Genomic DNA, 6,291 nt, shown 5'->3' on the forward strand with positions numbered 1-6,291 from the left:
ACACCGGAAACGGTGCCGTCGCCTTCGGCTTTTTAACCCCGGCATCAGGCCTCATGACGATCAAGCTGTTCAAAAACCTGCCCCTGGGGCTGACCATCGCGGTCGGTCTGGCGCTGGCCGTGCTGATCGGCCTCGGCACATGGCAATTGCAGCGTCTGCACTGGAAGCAACAACTGCTGGCCGATCTGGAGCGCACGCGTCAGCTGCCGCCGGTGGCCGCCGAAACCCTGCTGAACCGGGGGGGTGAGGTCGCCTGGCGTCAGGTGACTCTGCCCTGTCCGGTCGATCCGCAAAAGGTCGTCTATATGCACGGCATCAAAGAGGGCGTGGCCGGTTTCCACGTCCTGACCCTGTGTCCGCTGGGCAAGGACGCCATCGTGGCCGATCTCGGTTTTGCGACCACGAAAGGGCCTCTGGACTGGCCATCATCTCTTAGCCTGACCGGGCGTCTTCGTCCCTATGAGGCGCCGAACGGGTTCACACCGCCGAACGATGCGAAGAGCGGAAACTGGTATTCGCGTAATGTCACCGACCTGTCGAACCAGTGGAACGCGAAACTGCGCGGCGACTACTTCATCGCCGCCAGCCAGCCGGTCGGGTCTGGCGTGACGCCCGTCAATGCAGCGGCCAACCTGCCCAATCGCCATCTCGAATACGCCCTGACCTGGTACGGACTGGCGGTGGCGCTGATCGGTGTCTATATAGCGGTGCTGTATCAGCGCGCGCGCAAAGGAATATGATGAGTTCGACCCTGTTGGGTGCCCCTCTCGGTGTAGATAAGGCCGCCTGTGTAACGCTTGATAATGGTTTGCGGGTCATCCACGATCCGATGCCGGGCCTGAAAACCTTCGCCCTGACCGCCGTCGTCCACGGTGGTGCGCGTTTCGAGGCGCCGGAGCAGTCCGGTTGGGCGCATCTGGCCGAACACATGGTCTTCAAAGGCGCGGGCAAGCGCAGCGCTCGCGAACTGGCCGAGGTCATCGAGCATCGCGGCGGCACGATAAACGCTTCGACCGGGTACGAACATACCCGCTTCGAGGTGCGCGGCATGGCCGACCTGATGCCGCTGGCGGTTGAGGTCGTGGGTGACCTGATGTTCCGCCCGGTACTGGAGGCCGGTGAGCTGGAACGCGAAAAGAAGGTCATCGAGCAGGAAATCTCCGAAGCCTTCGACACGCCCGACGACCACGTCTTCGATCTGCTGCAATCGGCCTGTTATGGCGATCATCCTCTGGGGCGGCCGATCCTAGGCACGCCGCAAAGTCTGGCACCCGCCCGCACCGACGCCCTGCGCGACTATATCGCCCAGCTTTACAACCCGTCCGAAATCGTGCTGTGCGTTTCCGGCGGCGTCGAGGCCGAGGCCCTGATCGCGGCGGCGCAGACCCATATGGGGGTTGCCGGTCGCCCGCGTCGCGCGGAGGCGAGCCCGCCGCCCTTTGTGCCCACCGCCATCCGTCACGCCCGCAAGATCGAACAGAGCCATCTGACTTTGGCCTTCGAAGGCGTCAGCCGTTACGACGACGATCTCTATGCCTTGAAACTGTTCGGGGAAATCCTCGGTGGCGGCATGGCCTCGCGCCTGTTTCAGCAGGCGCGCGAAGACCGCGGTCTGGCCTACAGCATCGACGCGTGGACGACTCAGTTTCGCGATACCGGCATTTTCGGCATCTATGCCGGCTGCGCCCCGAAGGATGCCGCCGATCTGTGCGAACTGATCGTCACGGTGATGCGGGATCTGGCGACGGCACCGCTGGAGGCCGAACTGGAACGGGCGCGGGCGCAGTACAGGACCTCGCTCTATCTGCACGACGAAAACGCCGGGCAGCGGGCCGGGACGCTGGGCGGGCAGTTGCTGACCTACGACCGGGTGTTCGGCATAGACGAGCAGGTGGCAGAGCTTGAGGCGGTGACGCTTGACGACCTCAAACGCGTCGGCGAACGCGTTTTGTCGGCCAGGACCTGTGCTTCGGCGATTCTGGGGCCATCTCTGAAAACCGATCCGCAAAAGCGGCTCGAAGCTATTTTGGCTTGATCCACTTATTGCGCGCCGCGACGCCCGTGTCGGCAAAGTCGGTGAAGACGCCATCGACGCCCAGATCAAACAGTTGGCGGAATTCCGCCGCTGGGTCACCCTTATAGGTTTCTGCCAGACGGAAAGCTTCGTTGCGCAGGGTCCAGGTGTGGACCTTGAGGCCCGCCGCGTGGGCATCGCGCACCAGCACGGGATTGGCGACGATACGGCAATCGGCGTCGGCGGTCTTGTCGCTGACCGGACCGGTCGCTACGGCTTTCAGCAGGTAACGCTTCCACGGCGCTACGACGTCGGCATAGGTCGCGACCTCTTTCAGGCCCGCGGGCGTCAGCATGTCGGCATAGGTGCCCTTGCGTCCGGCGGCGGCCCAGTCGAACGGGACCGACGCACCGACCTCACCGGTCGCGTAATCGACCTCGCCGCCATCGACCAGTTGTACGCGCGGCAGGGGCGACAGGGCCTTGAGGCGCTTCAGGCTGCCGGCCTCGAACGATTGCAGGAAGACCGGCGCGCCCGCCACGTTGAGGCCGTCCGCAGCCAGCGCCGCGATCAGTTTTTCTTCCAGCGGCAGGCCGGCGGCGCGGTGCAGGGTCGGATGCTTGGTTTCGATATAGAGGCCGACCGTCTGACCGGTGGTCTTGCGGTGGTTGCGGACCAGACCGATGACCTCGTCCAGCGTCGGGACTTCGAACTTGCCGTTAAAGCTCTGATCGCGCTCGGCAAAGGCCTGACGCGCGCGCAGGGTCTTGATCTCGGCCAGGGTGAAATCGCTGGCGAAGAAGTCGGTGATCGACAGGCCATCAACATTGATCGTCCGCTTGCGCGCGGCGAATTCGGGCTTGTCGGCGACATCGGTCGTGCCGGACAGCATCGGCTCGTGGCGGCAGATCAGTACGCCGTCCTTTGTCGAGACGACGTCGGGTTCGATATAGTCGGCACCCATCGATATGGCCAGGTCGTAACTGGCCAGCGTATGTTCGGGGCGGTAACCGCTGGCGCCGCGATGGGCCACGATCAGAGGACGGGAAGACGGCACGGAACGCTCGGCGGCATAGGTGGAACCCAAAGACGACCCGAACACGGCGCCGGTCGTCAGAACCGCGCCGCCTCCGGCCAGACAGGCAAAGGTAAAGCGGCGGCGGGCAGGGTCAACGGGGTGCGGCATGAAAAACGCTCCGGAAAACGATTCCATCCTCTTTAATCGCCGGTCATGACACGGGCATGACGATTGCCTGTCCCCGGCTTTTCACCTACAGTTGCGCGAGCGATATGCCGAAAAGTGTCAGCGGTTTTCGGCGGCAATATCGCGCCTTCTAAAGTCAGAAGGGCTTAGAATATAATAAAAAGCCCCGTTTCACTCGTGAAACGATTCTGTTCTTAGATGAAAATAAACACATTTTGCATACTAAATCCTGAGAAACGTTTTTTGACGGATGTGTGTATGTCGAGCGTCAATCTATTCGGGTTTCGTGGGGCTGCCCTGCTGAAACCCGTGGCAGGAAACGAGATGAAGGTTTCACCCAAGTCCGACGGGACGGGCGCGCGTGCCGCAGGCCTTGTCATGGGCGCGCTCGACGCTGCCGGACAGGTGGCGTGGCGCTACGACCTCATGCGGGCGCGGTTCGAACTGAGCGGCAAGCTGGCGCATATCGACCTCAGCGGTGGTAAGGAACGGGTCGGGCTGTCGGATCTGGCGGCGCATTTCGACGTGCGTGAGATGGAGACCCTGAGTGCCGCCCTGAAACAGGCGGCGTCGGGTCAGGCCGTCAAGGGATCGGAGCTGGAGGCCGGGGAACTGCGCTGCCTGCTGACGACGCGGTCCAAACGTCTGCTCTGCTTCCGCGGTCGCCGCAGCGCCTCGGCGGGCAATATTCTCGGGACGCTGTGCGATCTGACCGAAGAGGTCAAGCGCCTGATGAACGCCGATACAACCGAGGATTACGGCGAGTTCAACGTGCACGACCTGCATATCGATCCGCTCACCGGGCTTTATAACCGTCAGGGCTTCCTCAAGGCGGCACAGGTCATGCTGCGTCTGCCGGGGGATTACGATCTGGTGGTCGGCGATCTCAATCGTTTCCGCCGCCTTAACGAGGCTTTGGGGCACGAACGCGCCGATCTGGTCCTGTCGATTCTGGGGCAGCGCCTGCGCGAAGTGTTCGACGACACCGCCGTCGTGGCGCGTCTGGGCGAAGACGAGTTCGCAGTTTTGACGACGCGCGGCTTTCCTCGCGTGTCGGAGCGGATGCGTCTGGGGATGGAGCGTTCGATCAGCGTGGCCGGATTCGATATCCACCCGACTTTTTCGATGGGGGCCGTCTCGGTCGAAGGCGGCGAGGGCGCGCTGGACAGCGGCGAACTGCTGCGCCGGGCTGAAATGGCCGTCGAGGCGGCTCAGCAAAAGGGTGTCGGCGGCGTGGCCTCGTACAAGCGCGATCTTGAAAGCGACGGCCTGACGCAGCTCGCGCTGGAGGCAGAACTGCGCAAGGCCTTCGTCAGCGGCGAAATCGGCGCCTGGTATCAGCCGATCGTCGATCTGAAGACCGGCACGATCGCCGGATTCGAGGCGCTGGCCCGCTGGGTGCATCCCAAGCGCGGCATCGTGCCGCCGGACGAATTTCTGGGCCTGGCGCGCGATCTGGGGCTTTTGTGCGACCTGTCGACCATCATGATGGGCAGCACGGTCAAGACGCTCGGTAAATGGCGCGCGCAATACGGCCTGCCCGACGATTTCTTCATCAGCGTCAACCTGTCCTCGGCCGATATCGAACGTCAGCATCTGGTCGAGGATGTGTCGCGCCTGATCCGCGACCACGACCTGCCGCGTAAGGCGCTCAAGCTGGAAGTCACCGAAAGTGACGTCATGCGCGACCCGCAGGCGGCGGCGCGGATTCTGGAATCGCTGCGCGAGGCCGGGGCAGGGATCGCGCTCGATGACTTCGGGACGGGCTTTTCCTCGCTGAGCTATCTGGCGCGCCTGCCGTTCGACACGCTCAAGATCGACCGCTCGTTCGTCATCACCATGAAGACGGAAGCCGCTTCGGAAAAGATCGTCCGGTCAATATTGACTCTGGGGCGCGATCTGGGGCTCGACGTCGTCGCCGAAGGGGTCGAGGACATGGAACTGGCCGGGCGTCTGGCGACTTTGGGCTGCGATTTCGGGCAGGGCTGGGGCTATGCCAAGGCGCTTAGGCCCCCTGAGGCCGAGGCTTTTATGGCCCGGTCGCTGGGGCAGACTCTCAAGGGCCCCCCTCTGAAGGATAATGTCGCCTGATGAGCGGACCCGTGGCGCTGATCACCGGGGCGGGCAGCGGCATCGGTCGTGCTGTGGCCATCGGATTGGCAAAGGCGGGTTATCGAGTGGTCCTGACCGGTCGCCGCCGGGACGCGCTTGAAGCAACACAAGGCTTGATCGGAGAGGGCCGCGTCATGCCCACCGATGTCGCCGATGAAGCCTCGGTGACGGCCCTGTTCGATGATGTCGAAGCGGAATTCGGTCGTCTGGATCTTTTGTTCAACAATGCCGGACGCAGTGCGCCCGCCGTGCCGCTGGATGAAGTGTCGGTTTCGGATCTCAGAAACCTGATCGATATCAATGTTTTCGGCGCGTTTCTTTGTGCGAGGTCTGCCTTCGGCCTGATGCGGCGGCAATCGCCTCAGGGCGGGCGGATCATCAATAATGGATCGGTCTCGGCCTACGGGCCGCGACCGTTTTCGGCGCCCTATACGGCGTCCAAACACGCCATAACCGGTCTGACCAAGTCGCTGATCCTCGACGGGCGCGCCTGGGGGATCACGGCGTCGCAGATCGATATCGGCAACGCCATCACCGATATGTCGGCAAAGATGGAGACCGGCGTGCTACAGGCCGATGGCGGCCTCAAACCCGAACCGCGCATCGACGTGGCGCATGTGGTGACAACGGTCGTCCATATGGCCAGCTTGCCGCCGGAAGCCAATATGCCGTTCGTGACGGTCATGGCCACTGGCATGCCGTTATACGGTAGGGGTTAGAGCGCATTGGCTACGCCGAACTACGTTTCCGAAAAGTGTGCAGCGGTTTTCGGAATTGAATGCGCGACCAACAAAAAATATTAGAGTACGTTCTGATCCAACCGGATCAGAACGTTGAACCGTCCCGGCTTTGCCGGAGGCTCATTGGTTTAAGTTACGCGGCCAATTCTAAAGTGTCGAGGGCAGCGTAGTAGAGTTGTTCGGCCTCGGCTGGTGGGATGTTGCCAATGGGTTCAAGAAGC

At 62.6% G+C, this 6,291-nt stretch carries 5 protein-coding genes; 4 read left to right on the plus strand and 1 reads right to left on the minus strand.

Going from position 1 to position 6,291, the window contains the following annotated elements; genetic code table 11:
* Nucleotides 1–53: 53 nt before the first annotated feature.
* Nucleotides 54–740 carry an SURF1 family protein gene (locus PQU92_RS18175; protein WP_272749718.1) on the plus strand — a complete coding sequence of 229 codons (687 nt, stop codon included), beginning with the start codon at nucleotides 54–56 and terminating at the stop codon, nucleotides 738–740.
* Nucleotides 740–2,035, plus strand: coding sequence for a M16 family metallopeptidase (locus tag PQU92_RS18180; RefSeq protein WP_272749719.1), 1,296 nt, complete (start codon nucleotides 740–742; stop codon nucleotides 2,033–2,035). Before PQU92_RS18175 ends, PQU92_RS18180 begins: the two co-directional genes overlap by 1 nt.
* Here PQU92_RS18180 and PQU92_RS18185 read toward each other — a convergent pair.
* Nucleotides 2,022–3,200 (minus strand): glycerophosphodiester phosphodiesterase, encoded by a 1,179-nt coding sequence (locus PQU92_RS18185; protein ID WP_272749720.1) that lies wholly within the window; start codon nucleotides 3,198–3,200, stop codon nucleotides 2,022–2,024. The genes PQU92_RS18180 and PQU92_RS18185 overlap by 14 nt on opposite strands.
* Before the next feature lie 342 nt (nucleotides 3,201–3,542).
* Here PQU92_RS18185 and PQU92_RS18190 point away from each other — a divergent pair, with 342 nt between their 5' ends.
* Both PQU92_RS18190 and PQU92_RS18195 read left to right on the plus strand, forming a co-directional pair.
* On the plus strand, nucleotides 3,543–5,309 hold the full coding sequence (locus PQU92_RS18190; RefSeq protein WP_272749721.1) for a putative bifunctional diguanylate cyclase/phosphodiesterase: 1,767 nt from the start codon (nucleotides 3,543–3,545) through the stop codon (nucleotides 5,307–5,309).
* A complete protein-coding gene (locus PQU92_RS18195) occupies nucleotides 5,309–6,049 on the plus strand; it encodes an SDR family oxidoreductase (RefSeq protein ID WP_272749722.1) in 741 nt (246 codons plus the stop codon). The genes PQU92_RS18190 and PQU92_RS18195 overlap by 1 nt, the downstream gene beginning before the upstream one ends.
* Nucleotides 6,050–6,291 lie beyond the last annotated feature (242 nt).

The sequence above is a fragment of the Asticcacaulis aquaticus genome (genome assembly GCF_028550415.1).
Lineage (GTDB): Bacteria > Pseudomonadota > Alphaproteobacteria > Caulobacterales > Caulobacteraceae > Asticcacaulis > Asticcacaulis aquaticus.

Excerpts from the sequence above, each read along its gene's own strand:
- PQU92_RS18175 (WP_272749718.1), top strand. The coding sequence starts at position 54 with ATGACGATCAAGCTGTTCAAAAACCTGCCCCTGGGGCTGACCATCGCG.
- PQU92_RS18180 (WP_272749719.1), top strand. The coding sequence starts at position 740 with ATGAGTTCGACCCTGTTGGGTGCCCCTCTCGGTGTAGATAAGGCCGCC.
- PQU92_RS18185 (WP_272749720.1), bottom strand. The coding sequence starts at position 3,200 with ATGCCGCACCCCGTTGACCCTGCCCGCCGCCGCTTTACCTTTGCCTGT.
- PQU92_RS18190 (WP_272749721.1), top strand. The coding sequence starts at position 3,543 with ATGAAGGTTTCACCCAAGTCCGACGGGACGGGCGCGCGTGCCGCAGGC.
- PQU92_RS18195 (WP_272749722.1), top strand. The coding sequence starts at position 5,309 with ATGAGCGGACCCGTGGCGCTGATCACCGGGGCGGGCAGCGGCATCGGT.